Origin of the sequence: Novipirellula caenicola (assembly GCF_039545035.1) — a bacterium.
In the GTDB taxonomy this organism is placed as follows: Bacteria; Planctomycetota; Planctomycetia; order Pirellulales; family Pirellulaceae; genus Novipirellula; species Novipirellula caenicola.
The window spans coordinates 506,330-522,574 of the sequence record NZ_BAABRO010000002.1 but is presented as its reverse complement, the minus strand read 5'-3'; the positions used below and the strand labels follow the sequence as shown (position 1 = coordinate 522,574).

Below are 16,245 nucleotides of genomic sequence, written 5' to 3'. Positions count from 1 at the left end.
TAGTGCAAACCTCGTTGGTGTTATACAATCAGCTTAGATTCATGACATGGTTCGCTTCCATCGAGGCGTTGTCGTGAATGCCAGCCCATTGTCCAATCGAAGGCAAGGTAATGTGACCAAGATTAGATTCGAGGACTACTCTGGGGCCGCCCCAATTCTGCTTCCCGTGAGCATCCTGCACTATTGGCGCGGCTTCTACCTTCCGGCCGACCCGGAGGATGGGTTACCCGACCTCGAACTCCCAGACGGTGCGTTCAATATCTGTGACGATTTCGATTTTTCAAACCCGAAAACCGATTACGATCGGGCGTGCTCTCTCAGCGGAGCCGTCGAGACGATCTCGGTTGGTCCGGGGAAGGGGCTGGTCTTTGGTGCAGAGCTTGATTCGCTGACGTGGTGGCAGGATCAGCGCATGCTCGTCAATGGTGGTCTGCCGACAACATCGAGGCTGAACGAAGTCACATGGTCCGACGAGCTCGACTGGCACACCGCCGAATCAGACTTCGTCCTCATGAATGCATGCGACCACGGTGCTGATCCGAACCTGAAGAACTTCTTTGAAGTTAAACTTGCTGCCGGGGAATATCTGATACAACGTGGCGATTCCAGCGATTGTCGAAATGTGGGCAACGACCCCGCGTTCGTCTTGTTTCGTTTTCTGTTGAAACTCGATGGCTAGCATTTTGACGGAAGCACGGCCAACAATGCGTATCCGCAATGCCCACTTCGCGGGTCGCCTTTGTGTTTGAGTCAGCGGACGCCCTGACATAGAATCAATCGGTCATTCGACGTTTTCAGCTTCGTCCGAGGCGGCGTCGGATATGCAACCCGTTGTGCGACCTTGAGCAAACCACTTCGATGCCATCGATGCTCCACCAACTGCTATCCTATTCGCCGATCGCGTGGCTCACTTTTCTGTGCATCACTGCAATCGCATCATTCGCTGGACGCGGTTGGGGCATCATCGCAGGTCACGTCGCCGTGGCGTTCGCTGTACTCGGGTTCGACGTCCAGTGGGTTCAGTCTGAGATCGCAGAATCTGATTGGAGTGGGACGCCCGATCAAGACATCGTATTCCTCGTGGGTGTAGCCATTCGCGTCGTTCTTGTTAACGCCGCCCTGCTGCCTGTTGCCATCCTGTTTCGTCGGCTTTCGCTCCGCTGGCGTCCACGTCCATCGCAACCGGTCGCCTAACTACATAGGGGAGGGGTGATGTCAGCGACGGGCGAGCCTGATCCCAAACCCATGTTCGAGGCGAGCCGCTTCGTGGCAGGAGGCGGCTAGATCGTCGACGCGACGTCGTATCACATAACGAATCCTAGTGGAGAGTGCAGCTCGATACATCGCAGTGCCCCGGATGATGTCCTGCATTCAGAGGAATACAGGAAAATGGGTGACAGGAAAATGATGATTCTGTAAGTTGGGGACTGCCCATCTTTCTGTCCTTCATTTTCCTGTAAATCCACCTTTGCCTGATCGTTCAATCAAGCAATGCTTCGCGAGATCGATTTCTCCTCAATCGACCTTGCAGCAGCTCATAGTGCGTGGTTCAAATTATCGTTTGAAATCAGAATTCTGAGGAGTGAGCCTCCTGCGTGGAGCCACAATCCATAAGGTACGGCTCCGTGTCGCATGTACAAACTTGGTTGCGACTTATGTGCTTGCCGCAGCTGCAATTCTTATTTCGTGTCGATTAGTTCGCAAGAGCGTTCCCCTTTCTTTGGCTGCGCCGACACTCATTGCCGCTGATTGCGATTATTTCGATTGGCTGTGTGAGACGCCGATGGCAAAATTACGTCGGTCGACGTTACCGATTTATAGGTTGAGGTGCAGTCAAATGCACCTGACTCGAGCCGTTGCGATCCGCATTACCAGGCGGTTGGAAGATTACAGGAAGATGGGAGACAGGAAAATGATGATGCTGCAATTGGGTGCTGCTCATTTTTCTGTCCTTCATTTTCCTGTAAATCCACCTTTGCTTGATTGTTCAATCAAGCGATGCATCGCGAGATCGATTTCTCCTCAATCGACCTTGCAGCAGCTCATAGTGCGTGGTTCAAATTATCGTTTGAAATCAGAATTCTGAGGAGTGAGCCTCCTGCGTGGAGCCACAATCCATAAGGTACGGCTCCGTGTCGCATGTAAAAACTTGGTTGGCGACTTATGTGCTTGCCGCAGCTGCAGTTCCTCTTTCGTGTCGATTAGTTCGCAAGGGTGTTCCCCTTTCTTTGGCTGCGCCGACACTCACTGCCGCTGATTGCGATTATTTCGATTGGCTGTGTGAGACGCCGATGGCAAAATTACGTCGGTCGACGTCACCGTACTTTAGGTTGAGGTGCAGTCAGATGCACCTGACTCGAGCCGTTGCGATCCGCATTAACATGCGGTCAGAAGATTACAGGAAAATCGGTGACAGGAAAATGATGATGCTGTAAGTTGGGGGTGAGCATTTTTCTGTCGCTCATCTTTCTGAAAATCCACCTTTGTTTGATGGGTGTCTGAACCCATGTCTCGGGAGCCGATTTGTCGTGCAGCCGAACTTTGTAGTTACCCTTGGTGCCTCGTCAAAAAAATTGACGGAAATCGGAAGTCTGAAAAGCGAGTTTCTGCCTAGAGCCTCCACCGATAAGGTGCGGCAGCCAACACGTCTCAGCGGCACTCGTGGGCATTCATGCCGAATCGCCTTGACATTCCGCCTTTGGTAGACTGCACGACGTGCACGGCTGTTTGGTGTCGCGAACTGCGGCGATGGCGGTGCGGATCCGTTAGTAGACCCTCATTCGATGATGTTCATACCGATGCCTGCACTGATCGACATGCGTGGCAATTTGATTGCCGCTGCTATCTTGTTGGTGATTGGCGTCGTCGTGTTCCGGTTTGTTCGCCCACCATCTGCAACGACCTCGTCGCGTCGTTGGCTTCCGATTGTTGCTTTTGTCTGTGGTCCCGTGGTCGCGTTTCTCTGGACGATCGCAGATGTGTTGTGGATTCAGCCCGACTCGTATCTCAACTTCGCTGAATACGTCGAAACATTGATTCGCGTGCTTATCATCGGCGTCATCGGTGGCGTGGTCGGGGCGCTCGCTTTTGGGGTGGGCGACCGTATCACGCTTCACCGCCGCCGCTAATATAGTTTTGCGCTGGGGCTTCAGCAGGCCTTGTGCTGTTTGGCGGCGTCGGCAGGCCTAGGTGCAATTTTGGGTAGTTCAGGCTCAATCGCTTTGTTCGGGGCGTGTCGAAAGAACTTTGCTGTCTGACTCAAGTGCTTGCGGTAGTTGCAGTTCCTAACCGTGTCGATTGGTGCGTATTAGTGTTCGCTTTGCTTTGCCTGTACCGAACACTCCTTGCCGCTAATTGGCACAAATCAAGATTGGATGTGCCAGGCGACGATGGCACGATCACGTCGGCGGATGTCACCGAACGCTAGGTTGAGACGCAGTTAGATGCGACTGACTCCGTCTTTTGGAATCCACGTTATCCGGCGGTCTGGAGATTACAGGAAGATGGGTGACAGGAAAATGATGATGCTGTCGGTTTGACGATGAGCATTCTCGGTCGCAATGAACGTGCTGTCTCCGGCCTGCTGGCTCAGCGAAGGAAGAAAAGGACGAACGAAAGCGGGGCGGGGTTGGATTCGGGTGAAGGACGCCAGCTCCAGCGACTGCCGATCGCTAGTCGCGGCCATCAGCCAGAAAGGGCGACGCATTTCGTTCGGGATTCAGGCGAATCAGAATGGGCCAAGATCGAGATCGTTGCTGGCCGATGTGAAAAACGTTTGGCCTGAGGTATCGCTTGGCCAGAGATATTAGTCGACCAGAGATATTAGTCGGCCAGAGATATTAGTCGGCCAGAGAAGTTTGTGCCGGTGAGGTGGCATCGCTTGTTGCGGGAACGGCAGATGGTCAACTAGCCTCGTTGGGCTATCAACCTGCGTTCAAAAGAGTGGGCGATACTGGATTCGAACCAGTGACCTATGCCGTGTGAAAGCATCGCTCTAACCAACTGAGCCAATCGCCCTCTTTTTTCCGTCGTCGCGGTTTCGGTCGGGAATTTCGCAATGGTATTGCGGGTGACTTCACGACGGCGTCGACAGGCTTCAAAGCGTAACCGCAGACGCGGATCGGTTCCAGTGGCTGGTGCCGAAAATGTTTTTCGCGGTAGAAAAATGTTTGTCGAAAAATCTCTGCCGTCCCCAAACGTCGCTCCGTCGCGACTAGGAGGGAACGGCGACTAGCGGGAAACGACGACTAGGGATGAACGCCGATTGGCTGGAAGCTCGGCTTGATTACCGCAGCGGCTTCCAGCCAGAATCGTAATCCACGTCGCTTGATCAGGCTGGGGGTTTGAACTTTGGAGCCGATGGCTCTTCGGGTTCTTCCTCCGGCTCGTCCAGCTTGGTCGATGCAGGCGTGTCCATCGTCAAGGCTCGCTTGGCTTCGTATTCGGCCTCGCGAAATTGTTGCTGGACGTCGTTGAGAGTGCGTCGCACATCGCGGTAGCTGCTGCCAAATTTGCGGGCAACCTCGGGGAGATTGCCGCCAAACAACACGACTGCGATGACTCCGATCACCATCAACTCAAATGGTGACAAACCAAACATGTTACGCTTTCCCGCTTGGCGAGTGGGTCTCGTCCTCTTCGTCGTCCGCCGTTTCCGCCATGCCACGTTTGAACTCGTTCGCACTGCGACCGAGGTTTCGCATCAAACTAGGCAGCTTGGCTCCGCCGAACAGGACCAGTGCAATCAACAGCACGACCATCAATTCGGGAAGTCCAGGGAAACCGAATGCCAGTACCATGCACTGCGTAAACATCGACATCATTAACATTTTTTGCTCCGCTACCGAGGCTCTTGAAGGAGAATCCTGACGCAAACTTCGGCGAAAGCGGGTAGGTCGATCGACACGCGGGGGCGCCGAACACCTCCAGAACCGATGGTCGGGGATGGATGGGGGGCGAGCAACTTCGCTCGCGTTGCCCCCATTGTATTGTCCGGGCGAGAAGAGTCAAAGTCCCGTGGCTCAAAAATCAGTTTGCGGGTCTATTTGGGGTCGGATTTTGACGCCTTTCCTCGATCACCCCGCTACGACGGGCAAGCCAACGCAATGCTTTCTGATTTATGGCCCATCATTTCGAGTGTCCTGGGCGTGTTTTTGGTGATGGGGGTCGGGGTTCTGTGCCGTCAAACCGGCTGGTTGACCCGGCAAGCGGACCATTCGCTTGCCAACCTGACCGCCAAGGTGCTGTTGCCCGCCCTGTTTGCTCACCGGATTTTGACCAGTGATCAAATGAGTCAGTTTTCGACCGCTTGGTTTCCGCCGACGTTTGGATTTGGGACGACGGCGATCGGGTTCCTGGTTGGCTTTTTGATCGCTCGCTACGCCGGGCATTGGATCGGACTGGACAGCGATTCAAAGCAGCGAACGTTTGCACTTTGCGTCGGCATTTGCAATTACGGTTACATCCCGCTGCCGTTGGCTCAGCGGTTCTACCCGCAGGCCGAGGTGGATCTAATTTTGCACAACGTCGGTGTCGACATGGCGCTGTGGAGTATCGGGATTGCCGTGATCGGTGGTCAGAGCGGTGGTGGGTGGCGGCGGGTGATGTTGAGCGCGCCGGCGGTAACCGTGATCATCGCCGGAGTGATGAGGCGTTATGGACTCGAGCAATGGGTGCCCGCTTCATGCATGAGTGCCATCGAGATGCTGGGCAATTGCGCCATCCCGATGGGGTTGCTGCTAAGCGGCGCGATCATCGTCGACTACGTGAAGGAAACCACATGGGCGGGATCAGGCCGTGTGATCGCTTGGTCGATCGCGATCCGCCAATTGTTGCTGCCAAGTTTGATGATCGGGTTGGCCACCGCGATCGCGGCGTGGTCCAATTTGATGACGATCGACATGAAGCAGGTGGTGATGCTGGAAGCCGCGATGCCCGCCGCGGTGTTCCCGATTGTGTTGGTGCGGTTGTATGGGCGTGATACCTCGACCGCGCTGCGGGTGGTCTTGGCGACGTCGATCGCCGGAATCTTGTTGGTGCCGGTGTGGTTGGGAATCGGCAAATGGTGGTTCGGCATTTGAGTGGGTGGGTTGCCGGCGGCGCATAAAAGAAGCCGGGCGTGCCTCAACTCAGTGCACGCCCGGCCTCATTGTTTAGTCAGCCGTGACTCTCCGTCTTAGTTTAATTTTCCAGCGAAACGATCGTTGCTTCCAAGCTTGATCCGCCTGCCGTCCTGGCTGGCGATTACCTTTGATGCTTCTTGCATTTCAATCCTGGGACCTCTTGTCCGGTGAACGCGAATCCGTGCGTCAATCGAAATGTTTGTCGCGGCAATGAAGTTCGTTTTCAATCTCCCTAATCACCCGTCCGTGCGTAGCTCTACTTACTAAATTGGTTTTCGAATCAACTCGCTGCGATTTGCAGACTCCTTCTGCGGTGCAGCGTCTAGTGGAATCGAGGACGACATTGTGACCGTTGGATCGCGAGTCCGTGCGAACAAAGCGGAAAAGCAATGTTGTCGATGTTTGCCAGCTCGAACAAGTTGCCGATCCTACTTCGCTCCTCGAAGCAGGATGGCGGGGTTCGAGCGATGTGGAACTAGGCCACCAGTCGAAGGTCTTCTTGCATGACGCGTTCACGCACGCCATCGATGAATTCTTCGAAGATGCGGATGTCAAGCGCCGATGCGGCTCCGCACTCAGGATGGAATTGAGTTCCCAGGGCAAACCAATCCATCATCTCGCTTTCGATCGCTTCGATCACGCCATCGGGGCAGCGTGCGGTCACGCGGAAGCCAGGAGCGACTTCGTCAATTGCCATGTGATGACGGCTGCTAACACGGATTTCGCCATCGCCGTAAACGCGGCCGACCAACGAGTCGCTTTCCACGTTCAGCGTGTGGCGGTGATTGGGATCGTGAGGGTCGTGGTGAGGCACTGCGTTGGGCAGGTCCTCTTTGATGTTCAAGAACAGGTTTCCGCCCTGGTGAACATTCAACAATTGCATGCCGGTGCCAATTCCGAGCACGGGAACGCGACGTTCGGCAAGTTCAGCGATGATCAAGCGGTCGCTGGTTTCGCGAACAGGATCCAACGGGCGAACCGAAGGATGCAACATAAAGCCATCGTTGCGTGGGTCCAGGTCGGCTCCGCCGATCATGATAAAACCATGCAAGTTTTCAATCGCGGTGTGGATCGATTCCGCGTCGTCCATCGGCGGTAATACAACTGGAATCCCTCCCGCTGCGATCACCGATTGAAAGTATCCTGCTGCGATGTAACTGTAGGCGGGTACGTTACGATTGGCAGCACGAAAGTCGGCATTCATGCCGATCAAAGGCTTACACGTCATCCGAAAGTTCCTCTTCGAAGATCGCGAGTGATAAAAAACGCGTTGCAAAAATCATTTCGCAACATGTGGCGACAGAAAACAATTCAGAGAAGATTTTTTGAATTCGAAAAGGAATGCTTGCGATGTCAGTGAGTGCCATCTTGGCTTTCATCCCATCGTGACGTTTGGACAAGTCCTATAAACAAGTTCCGCAAGGAGCTATGTTGTTCGGAAATCCCATCGTTGTTTTCCGCCGGAAATGACACACGCCGTGTCACTTCTGGTGCGGCGAAACTTTATGCGGGTATGCGAACATTGCAAACCCTTTTTCCTAGCTAGGTGATATTCGCGGACGCTAGCACTACGGGTGGTGCTAGCAAATGCGTGGTTTGCTAGCAACAAGCGGATTTCCGCACTCGTTTTGGATCCTGGTCAGCCGCGGAATTGTTCGTTATAAATTCACCAACATCAATGCAGCCAACGACTTAGGACTAGAGCGTGAGATTTAGCAACGTTTGCCTCGATGCAATCGGTACCGAAATTCCCCAAGAGGTTTGGACGAGTGATGATTTGGAACAGAAACTCGAGCCGCTCTACAGCCGGTTAAAACTTCCCGAAGGTCGCCTGGCGCTGATGAGCGGGATCGACCAGCGACGGGTTTGGCCCAAGGGAACGATGCCCAGTGAACCGAGTGTACGTAGCGCTCGCCGCGCGATGGAAGCGTCGGGGATCGAGCCCCATCGGATTGGTTGTCTGATTCACGCCAGCGTTTGCCGTGACTTTTTAGAGCCCGCAACGGCCTCGCGAGTTCACCATGAATTGGGATTGCCGTCGAGCTGTTGGGTCTATGATGTTTCCAATGCCTGTTTGGGCTTGATGAACGGTGCCGTTCAAATTGCCACGCTGATCGAAGCCGGTGTCATCGAAGCGGGCATCGTGGTGGGGACCGAAAACAGTCGTCCACTATTGGAACAAACCATCGCTCAGTTGAACGCCGATCAAGCGCTGACTCGGCAAAGTGTGAAGCCTGCCTTTGCATCGCTGACGATCGGATCAGGAAGTTGCGCGTGGCTGTTGGCTCATCGTGATGTGATCGGATCAAGTGTTGAGGGGCGCGATCGCCAACGGACAATGTTTGACACCGCGATCGCCGAGGCGCGAACTGAGTTCCATGATCTGTGTCGCAGCGACCAGGATTCGGCTGGCGCCGGGATGACGCCGCTGATGGATACCGATTCGGAACGTTTGATGGCCGAGGGCATCGCGACCGGTGCGGCAGCATTTGAGCGATTGTTGTCCGAATCGAATTGGACGCGATCGGATATTTCACGAACGGTGTGTCATCAGGTCGGATCGCGTCACCGAGTGGCAATGCTTGAAGCAATGGGGCTTTCGCCAGAAACCGACAGCATCACGTTTCCGTTCTTGGGCAACACCGGTTCGGTCGCTCTGCCGTTGACGCTTGCCGCTGCTGCCAAGCGAGGTGATCTTTCCAGCGGAGACCAGGTCGCGATGTTGGGGATCGGATCAGGAATCAACAGCGTGATGATTGCAGCAAATTGGGGCGATACGAAGGTCAGCGGCAACATCGACGCCATCTTGTAGGTTAACGTGGTGTCGATCGCAAACGCCGACGGTTCGGTGTTTGTATTTCCACCATGGTTCGAAGCAGGGCGGTTCATCTTGAGCGACGAAGTGTTGGCATTTCTGTCATTGCTGCCGATCATCGTCGTGGCGGTGTTTTTGGTCATGTTGCGATGGCCCGCCAGCCGTGCGATGCCATTGGCGTACCTAGTTGCCTGCGGATTGTCACTGTGGGTTTGGCAAGTGGATGGATGGCAGGTCGCGGCGGCAAGCGTCAAAGGATTGATCGTGGCTGCGGAGTTGTTGTACATCATCTTCGGAGCGATCTTGTTACTGAACACGCTTCGTCAAAGCGGGGCGTTGCGGACGATCCGAAAGTCGTTTCAAGACATCTCGCCTGATCGACGCATCCAAGTGATCATCGTGGCATGGTTATTTGGATCGTTTATCGAAGGAGCTGCCGGTTTCGGAACGCCTGCGGCGATTGCAGTGCCACTGTTGGTCGGTCTGGGTTTTCCCGCGATGGCAGCGGTGGTGTCGGGGGTAGTGATCCAAAGCACTCCGGTCTCCTTTGGTGCCGTCGGCACGCCGATCCTGATTGGCGTCAGCAGCGGTTTGGCTGGCGAAGGGACGATCGACGGATTTGCCCAAAGCCATGGATTTGCCGATGGTGGGACATTGTTGTCGTTGATCGGATTGCGAGTGGCGATGTTGCATGCGATCGCCGGAACGTTGATTCCGCTGTGGTTGGTTGCGTTGATGACGCGATTCTTTGGTGAGAACCGCTCGTTCAAAGAGGGCTTGGCGGTTTGGCGTTTCGCACTGTTTGCTGCCGTGGCAATGACGGTTCCGTACGTCTTGGTCGCTTGGTTGTTGGGACCCGAGTTCCCATCGCTGTTGGGCGGATTGTGTGGATTGGCAATCGTGGTGCCCGCCGCGAAGGCTGGATTCTTGATGCCCAAAGCGGACGCGATTTGGGATTTTCCGCCCACCGACCAATGGCCCGCGGATTGGCTGGGCCGACCGCCTGGACGGCTGCGACACGACGCCGATGTTCAAACCGAAACGCGACCGATGGGATTGATCGCGGCATGGTCACCGTATGGGGTCGTGGCGCTGCTACTGGTGCTGACGCGGCTAGATTGGGTGCCGGGGATCGAGTGGTTGACGGGATACAATGGATCGCCGGCGCAATGGGTGAAGTCGTTTGCAGTACCTGTGAGTAATCTTTTTGGCACTTCGATCTCCGAGATCATTCGTCCGGTCTACTTGCCGGGGACCGTGTTTGTGATCGCCGCGTTGATCGCGGTGGTGTTTCAGCGAGTACCGATGCGTTGCTGTGTGGACGCGTGTGGTGAATCGTTTCGCACGATCCTGCGTGCTTCGGTTGCGTTGATCTTTACCGTGCCGATGGTTCAAGTTTTTATCAACAGTGGGCACGGGATCGCTGGTTACGAGTCGATGCCCATTACATTGGCCGAAGGCGTTAAGAACACGGTCGGCGATGCGTGGCCGGTGTTTGCCACGTTCATCGGCGGGTTTGGAGCTTCGATCGCAGGCAGCAATACGATCAGCAACATGATGTTCTCGTCGTTCCAATTCAACGTGGGCGAGAAGCTTGGTGTCGATCCCGTTTGGATCGTGGTGTTGCAAGCGGTCGGCGGCGCTGCGGGGAACACGATTTGTGTCCACAACGTGGTCGCGGCCTCGGCCGTCGTTGGCTTGGTGGGTAAAGAGGGAGTGATCATCCGCAAAACGCTGTGGGTGTTCACGTATTACGCGTTGCTACTTGGGATCATCGGCTATGGGATCGTGTGGTGGGGACGATGAGGTGGCACACCGTCGTTTGCCGCGTGTTCAGACCTGCAAATCGTTCAGGCATTGAAATCAATGTGGGGCGGCGGTTCTTGCGGAGTCGACGCCGCCTCTGCATTGGGATCGGCAGCGTCATGTTCGTCGCCGGGTTGTTCCTCTGGCTGCGTTTCTTGTTCGTCGTGCTCCTTGGCTCGTTCAAACGTGTCGTACATTTGACGGCCGTCTCCGCCGCGGTCATGGGTTTGTTCGCTCGAGTCGATTGCGCTGGCCTCGGCTGTCTTTCCGCCTGGGTTTTCGGCCGTCGCTTGTCGCTTGGTGGCTTCGGCTGCTTGCGAGTCCGCTTCGCCTCCGCGGGCGGCGGCGCGAGCGGTGCCTGCGATGTTGGCTGCGGCCGAGCTAGGATTGACTTGCATGATCACTTACCTCGCAGGTGTTCGAGACGGTGGAGGTGGGAAATGGGATCGTGCTAGCGAAACCAATTTCCAAATCCGCGTGGCGAAGGTTCCGTTGCTTCCGGGACGACCTCCCCCGTGTCATTTATACCAGGATTAGCATTGGTGATTGTCGGAATAAACCGTTCGAGCGTCTCGCCGACTCCTTCAAACGCACGTCGTTCGATGGTCGGTGCGTGAATTGGGCCCTTCACGTCGATGGTCCAGAGCGTGTATTTTTCGCCTCGCAATGGCCGAATGATTTGCGTAAACGCATTTTGAGGGCTGACGCGCGTATTGAACGACAGATCGAGTTCTCGGCGTCCATCGAGCGATCCGCTGCCGTCCAACGCGACCCAGTCGCCCCACATTTTTAGCTCGTTGAAGTTCACCGTGTCACCGAAAACGCTGAACTGGATCGTGCCATCGGTGAACGCGACATCTTCGGTCGGTTTGATACGCAGCTGGTTCAGGACCTGTACGATCAGTGGCAATTGGTAAAGATTGGCCTTGGTGACTTGGGCGTTCCCGGTGCCTTTTAGGAATTCGAGGGTCCCCAAACTGCCTTCGAGTGACGCCGTGCCCGAGAACTCGCCGCTGATGTCATTGTCGACATGTCCAAAGTCGGCAAGGATCGTGGGAAGTTGAGCGTCATGCACTGCAATGGCAACGTCAAAACTGCCCGAGGAAAGTTCCAGCTCGCCATGCAGTTCGATGACGCCGTCAAAGAGTCGGCCAGTAATCGATCGTGTCGACGGAGCCGGCGAAGGGACTTGATCGGCTCCGGCCAAACCCGATGCAGCCGCCTTGCTGCGCACTCCCAATTTCAGCACATCGTCCACCACGGTGAAGGGGCCTTGGATCGTCGTGATTTGCAGATCATCGATATGCATCGAATCGATATGCACATCGCCCGAGGCACGAATCCCCTGCTGGTCACGGCTACCGACGACCGAGATTTCACCTCGCAATGAGTGGACCGGGCCGACATCCGCGATTCGGTTTCCTTCGAGCTGCAGGGCGATGTCCCACTGGATCACGGGTTCGACGTGATCGGCGTCGGGCAGCATCGTTTTGGTTTGGCCGCGAAGCGACACGGGACCTCGCAGCTGCAATCGTCGCATCGCTTCACGCATTTCGTTAGGCAGTGCCGCGATCAATTCGGCATCCGGATTCAACCGGCTGCCGCCTTTCAGATTCAGCGTCAATTCCCAGCGTCCGCTCGGCGTTTTGACACAGTAGCCGTCGGCGGCTAAACGGGACGCACCATGTTGTCCATTGAGCGAGTCGATATAGATCTTTGATCCGTCGTAGCGAACCGTGCCACTGCTGATGTCGATTCGATAGGGCAGCGTGCTGGGACGCAAACTGAGCGTTCGGTTGTTGATCTGGTTGGCGTAGATTTGCCGAGCCGTCAAATCGATTTGCAGCGGTCCGGAATGCTCTTGTTGTGTCACCCAAACATCGGCTTCGTCCAACACGCCGCCCGGAGCGAGCGAGTCCCAAGTGTGCTGGGCCGACTCGGGTAGCGAGGACCGCAATGCATCATCCATCGGGATGTTGGTCGTTTGAAACACGAGGGCAAGCTGCGGCGGCACTTCGATACCGCTGCCTGAATCGGAGATGCGAAACAGATTTGGATCGGGCGAAGGTTTAGGAATGCGGTAGGTGCCTTCGCAGCGAACCTCGCCCGAATTGGCGCTCAATCCGCGAAAGTCCGTGATGCGAACGACGTCGTCAGTGACTTCGATGCGGCCATCGACGTTGTACAGCGGGTAGGCAAACTTTTCGTAACGCAAATGGCCATCGATGATTCGCAAATCCAATTGGCGAGTATTGCGGCCGCTTGCGTCAGTGCCAAACATCGCACTGGCAAGATGCACGGACCCGCGAGGCCGCAGCGATCGAACGAACGACTCGAGCGTCGATTGCGGCGCGCCGCGGTGCGACAGCGAATTGATTAGCGTGTTGTCGATGGCAATCGGGCCATCGGCGGCCATCACAAAGGTTTTTTCGTTGGTGATTCCTGGGCGAATGGGCAGACGGAATGCACACTGCATGCGGTGGCTGTCGATGCGTCCGTTTAGCGAATCACTTGACGCAATGCCGTCACGGACCTCGATGCGGCCCACCAATTGGTGCACTGGGTAGGGGAATTTTTCGTAGCGAATGTCGACACCTTTACAGGTCACGTCGGCGTCGGCGTCCCAGGTTCCCGAGCGGCAAGTCACATCGGCTTTGACATCGATGCGTCCATGCGGCTGCAGATGATCCCAGCCGCGACGGGCCGTCTCGGGCAGCACCGAGGCGAATTGGTCATCCAGCAGCAAGCCGTGCGTGACGACGTGCAGATCGGCATCCATCGGCCATCGATCGCCGCGTAGGTCGCCATGGACCCGCACGACGGCTTCACCCAGCGAGGCTTGCGACGCTTCGATTCGGATCGATTGCGGCTCGGCAACAAACACCCCTTGCAATTGGGTGATCGGTTTGGGCAGTTGAGCGTGAGTGAATTGGCCCTCGTGGATCGTGGACCGCACGCGGTATTTCCAATCACGACCGGGAGCTTGGAACAGTGAACAGGAAAGGTCGCAGACGCATTGCAGTCCACGTACATCGACCAATGGCCGCTGCAGCGCGACAGGCAAACGATTGAACAGTTCGCGATCAATCTTGACGCCCCGCACCGAGCCACGCAGATCGTTGCTCCCTTGGACCGAGTCCCACTGAACCCGAAACGCGTCCGCCAGATCGCTCGAACCGGTCGCCGAAACGGTGCGGTCCACTCCGCCATCAAGTCGCTCGGTGTTGACGATGCTTAGCTGAGCAATCTCGGTGCTGACCGGACGTTGAATGGCCGACGGATCGTACCAATGGATTGTCCCTCGCTGCACATCGATCCGCGGTGCTTCGGGGCCAAGTTTCGGCAATGGCATCAGATCCATCAGCGAAGGGGTGCCATCGTCGCTCAAGGTCACGTTGGCATGAAAGCCGTTAATGGCAACCCGGTTGGTCGTCAACGGGATCTCTTGGTCAAGCAACTTTTCAGGATGAATGTTGGCGACCACCACCAATTGTTCGATCCGAACGAGCTCGCGAAGCGGAGACGCGATCGCCGAAGGATTCGCGATCACAATGTTTTCAAAGATGATCCCAACCGAGCTTTCAAAACGACCACGCCCAATCGAGACGTCGTAACCGACGTAGTGGTCCTGCAACTTCTTTAGCAGATGCCGACGGGCTTGTTCCCCCAGCGTGTCGGGGGCCAACATCGGCACGACCGTCACCAGTGCGGCCGCAATGAGCGCAGCCCAAAACCAACGCGCGAATGCACGCGAGACTTTGGGTTTCGGATCAGAGTTGGACCCAGCCAATCGCAAACAGCCTATTCACAAACCAAGGGCATCCATGTCCCCTGATGCTGGGGGCTCTCGAAAAGACCACTCAGCACGAGGTTAATCTGTCGCGATACTAGTCCGAGGCTCAGCTGCCAAGCCACCCCAAAAACGACCAGAACCGGTAGATCCACGGCGATTGCCAAGGCGATTGCAACGCCGTCGACATCGAAAAAACGCTGATCGCTAGCATGGCGTGGAAGATGCCTCGCTTCTGCGCTTTCTCGGCATACTCGTCGAGAATCGGTGCTAGCATTAGCAGCCACAGCGGCGTGAACCATAACACCCAGCGAAAACAGCAGCTAACGCCTCCATAGTTGCGGTCGATCAGCGGGCGGGCGAGATAGAACAGCAGACAAACGACGCTAGCAATTAAGACTGCTAGCGTGAACCGGCGATAGTCGTGGGGCCCGAATGAGAGTCCTTTGATCAGCCCGATCGGGACCAACAAAAAGATCGGGGTGAGCGAAAAAATTCCGTGATGGCCGATCGTCATGTTGAGGAAATAGACGATTCTGGAGGGCTCGCCCAAATCGACCCCCTTCCGCCGGCCGTCTTGCCAGTAGCTATTGGGGTACTCGTACCAATCGTCCCAGAAATGCAGTGCCCAATTTCCAGTGGCGGTTCGAGTCAGTGAAAAGAGCTGGTCATCGTCGCTGCGGACACTCCATCGTCCTTTTTCGTCGGATGGTTTGACCGAGATTTGTTGCGAGGGTTCGATCAGATTGCGCTCGACGATTTTTTGATGAATCTGATCGGTGGGGACGGTATCGAGCGATGCATCGATTTCGGCAATCAGGTCGCCGTTGCCGCGATGAGCATAGGGAGGCCGCAGACTGCCATGGGCGGCATAGTTGGTTCCGAAAAATCCAGTAGCCACGATGATCAATCCGGCGGCAAACGGCAGCAGCGATCGCGAGTCGATCCAGACAAACAGGACGAACCACAACACCATCATCGAAAGGGCCGGCAGTTCGTTTGCCGCGGTAAAGGCAGCCGCCAATCCTGCCAACAGGTACACGGCCTTCGGCATCACGGTTGAAGCGCCCGTCACTGAATCGTCTAATTTCTCGCAGGCGAACAAGTAGATCCACATCGTCAATGCGGTGAAGGCGGCGGCCACCAAATGATTGTTCAGCGTCATCGAAAAGGGCAGTAACATCGTGCCAAAGACAATCGACAGGGCAAGCGATTGCCGAGCCCAAGCGTTTCCACAGATGCGCTCGATCGAACCGATCGTACAAAAGTAGAACAGCGCCAGTAGTGGCAGGTTCACCAGCGCTAGTACGATTCGCGTCGCATAGATGGGATGCTCGGTCATCGACAACCCAAGCAAGTTGTTGACAAGAAAGTAGACGCCTGCAACGAGCGTGGGAAACAGCGGAGGTTTGCTGCTGTAGTAATGCAGTTTGCCATCGTCGCCGCGGTGACGCACTTTGTCGATTGTGTTCCAAGGGGTGCGGTTCTTGGGGCCTTTGATGGCGATTTGGCGATCAATTTCGTAGGTTCGGTCTTCGACCAACGCGGCAACCGTGCACCAGCGGCTGCGATCATTGGCACTTAGAAACGCGGTGTCGCCTTCGCGGCTGGTCACGGTGGCGATCCGGCCTGCTGCGATCCCCAGTCCGATCAAAATCAGCAATAGATAGGCGGTGTATCGCTTCTTGCGTGCTTGCGTGTCTTTGTGCATC

14 protein-coding genes and 1 tRNA gene are annotated in these 16,245 nt (G+C 55.8%); 7 read left to right on the top strand and 8 right to left on the bottom strand.

The window, feature by feature from the left end; translation table 11 throughout:
• Positions 1–166 precede the first annotated feature (166 nt).
• The 3 genes from ABEA92_RS05985 (at position 167) to ABEA92_RS05975 (ending at position 3,128) form a co-directional block, all read left to right on the top strand.
• Positions 167–679, top strand: a complete 513-nt coding sequence (locus ABEA92_RS05985) for an Imm21 family immunity protein (protein WP_345682893.1) — start codon at positions 167–169, stop codon at positions 677–679.
• A 188-nt stretch (positions 680–867) separates the two neighbouring features.
• Positions 868–1,194 (top strand): hypothetical protein, encoded by a 327-nt coding sequence (locus ABEA92_RS05980; RefSeq protein WP_345682892.1) that lies wholly within the window; start codon positions 868–870, stop codon positions 1,192–1,194.
• Between the two features lie 1,589 nt (positions 1,195–2,783).
• Complete coding sequence (locus tag ABEA92_RS05975) at positions 2,784–3,128, top strand: hypothetical protein (protein ID WP_345682891.1); 345 nt, start codon at positions 2,784–2,786, stop codon at positions 3,126–3,128.
• A gap of 365 nt (positions 3,129–3,493) precedes the next feature.
• Here ABEA92_RS05975 and ABEA92_RS05970 read toward each other — a convergent pair whose 3' ends face one another.
• From ABEA92_RS05970 to tatA, 4 genes are all read right to left on the bottom strand, one after another.
• On the bottom strand, positions 3,494–3,706 hold the full coding sequence (locus tag ABEA92_RS05970; protein WP_345682890.1) for a hypothetical protein: 213 nt from the start codon (positions 3,704–3,706) through the stop codon (positions 3,494–3,496).
• Between the two features lie 237 nt (positions 3,707–3,943).
• Positions 3,944–4,017, bottom strand: a tRNA-Val gene (locus ABEA92_RS05965).
• A gap of 313 nt (positions 4,018–4,330) precedes the next feature.
• A complete protein-coding gene (locus ABEA92_RS05960; protein WP_345682889.1) occupies positions 4,331–4,600 on the bottom strand; it encodes a Sec-independent protein translocase subunit TatA/TatB in 270 nt (89 codons plus the stop codon).
• A gap of 1 nt (position 4,601) precedes the next feature.
• Entirely contained in the window at positions 4,602–4,829 is a 228-nt protein-coding gene (tatA, locus tag ABEA92_RS05955) for a twin-arginine translocase TatA/TatE family subunit (RefSeq protein WP_425572398.1), read from the bottom strand.
• Between the two features lie 276 nt (positions 4,830–5,105).
• Between tatA and ABEA92_RS05950 the strand changes: the two genes are divergently transcribed.
• Positions 5,106–6,080, top strand: a complete 975-nt coding sequence (locus ABEA92_RS05950; protein WP_345682888.1) for an AEC family transporter — start codon at positions 5,106–5,108, stop codon at positions 6,078–6,080.
• 517 nt (positions 6,081–6,597) lie between these two features.
• Here ABEA92_RS05950 and ABEA92_RS05945 read toward each other — a convergent pair.
• The gene (locus ABEA92_RS05945) at positions 6,598–7,350 is read right to left on the bottom strand and encodes a gamma-glutamyl-gamma-aminobutyrate hydrolase family protein (protein ID WP_345682887.1); all 753 of its coding nucleotides are present in this window, start codon (positions 7,348–7,350) and stop codon (positions 6,598–6,600) included.
• Between the two features lie 359 nt (positions 7,351–7,709).
• Between ABEA92_RS05945 and ABEA92_RS05940 the strand changes: the two genes are divergently transcribed.
• From ABEA92_RS05940 to ABEA92_RS05930, 3 genes are read left to right on the top strand one after another with little or no spacing between them, the layout of a single operon-like run.
• Positions 7,710–7,838, top strand: a complete 129-nt coding sequence (locus ABEA92_RS05940; protein ID WP_345682886.1) for a hypothetical protein — start codon at positions 7,710–7,712, stop codon at positions 7,836–7,838.
• Positions 7,828–8,934, top strand: coding sequence for a 3-oxoacyl-ACP synthase III (locus tag ABEA92_RS05935; protein ID WP_345682885.1), 1,107 nt, complete (start codon positions 7,828–7,830; stop codon positions 8,932–8,934). The genes ABEA92_RS05940 and ABEA92_RS05935 overlap by 11 nt, the downstream gene beginning before the upstream one ends.
• 9 nt (positions 8,935–8,943) lie before the next feature.
• Positions 8,944–10,743 (top strand): L-lactate permease, encoded by a 1,800-nt coding sequence (locus ABEA92_RS05930; protein ID WP_345682884.1) that lies wholly within the window; start codon positions 8,944–8,946, stop codon positions 10,741–10,743.
• A gap of 44 nt (positions 10,744–10,787) precedes the next feature.
• Here the strand turns inward: ABEA92_RS05930 and ABEA92_RS05925 are convergent, their stop codons facing one another.
• From ABEA92_RS05925 to ABEA92_RS05915, 3 genes are all read right to left on the bottom strand, one after another.
• The gene (locus ABEA92_RS05925; protein ID WP_345682883.1) at positions 10,788–11,141 is read right to left on the bottom strand and encodes a hypothetical protein; all 354 of its coding nucleotides are present in this window, start codon (positions 11,139–11,141) and stop codon (positions 10,788–10,790) included.
• Between the two features lie 53 nt (positions 11,142–11,194).
• Positions 11,195–14,533, bottom strand: a complete 3,339-nt coding sequence (locus tag ABEA92_RS05920; protein WP_345682882.1) for an AsmA-like C-terminal region-containing protein — start codon at positions 14,531–14,533, stop codon at positions 11,195–11,197.
• 109 nt (positions 14,534–14,642) lie between these two features.
• Positions 14,643–16,244, bottom strand: coding sequence for a hypothetical protein (locus ABEA92_RS05915; protein WP_345682881.1), 1,602 nt, complete (start codon positions 16,242–16,244; stop codon positions 14,643–14,645).
• Position 16,245 lies beyond the last annotated feature (1 nt).

What these genes read in the sequence shown, in the direction of transcription:
- ABEA92_RS05980 (WP_345682892.1), top strand. Translation starts at nt 868, where the DNA reads ATGCTCCACCAACTGCTATCCTATTCGCCGATCGCGTGGCTCACTTTT.
- ABEA92_RS05975 (WP_345682891.1), top strand. Translation starts at nt 2,784, where the DNA reads ATGATGTTCATACCGATGCCTGCACTGATCGACATGCGTGGCAATTTG.
- ABEA92_RS05970 (WP_345682890.1), bottom strand. Translation starts at nt 3,706, where the DNA reads ATGCGTCGCCCTTTCTGGCTGATGGCCGCGACTAGCGATCGGCAGTCG.
- ABEA92_RS05960 (WP_345682889.1), bottom strand. Translation starts at nt 4,600, where the DNA reads ATGTTTGGTTTGTCACCATTTGAGTTGATGGTGATCGGAGTCATCGCA.
- tatA (WP_425572398.1), bottom strand. Translation starts at nt 4,829, where the DNA reads ATGTTAATGATGTCGATGTTTACGCAGTGCATGGTACTGGCATTCGGT.
- ABEA92_RS05950 (WP_345682888.1), top strand. Translation starts at nt 5,106, where the DNA reads ATGCTTTCTGATTTATGGCCCATCATTTCGAGTGTCCTGGGCGTGTTT.
- ABEA92_RS05945 (WP_345682887.1), bottom strand. Translation starts at nt 7,350, where the DNA reads ATGACGTGTAAGCCTTTGATCGGCATGAATGCCGACTTTCGTGCTGCC.
- ABEA92_RS05940 (WP_345682886.1), top strand. Translation starts at nt 7,710, where the DNA reads ATGCGTGGTTTGCTAGCAACAAGCGGATTTCCGCACTCGTTTTGGATC.
- ABEA92_RS05925 (WP_345682883.1), bottom strand. Translation starts at nt 11,141, where the DNA reads ATGCAAGTCAATCCTAGCTCGGCCGCAGCCAACATCGCAGGCACCGCT.
- ABEA92_RS05915 (WP_345682881.1), bottom strand. Translation starts at nt 16,244, where the DNA reads ATGCACAAAGACACGCAAGCACGCAAGAAGCGATACACCGCCTATCTA.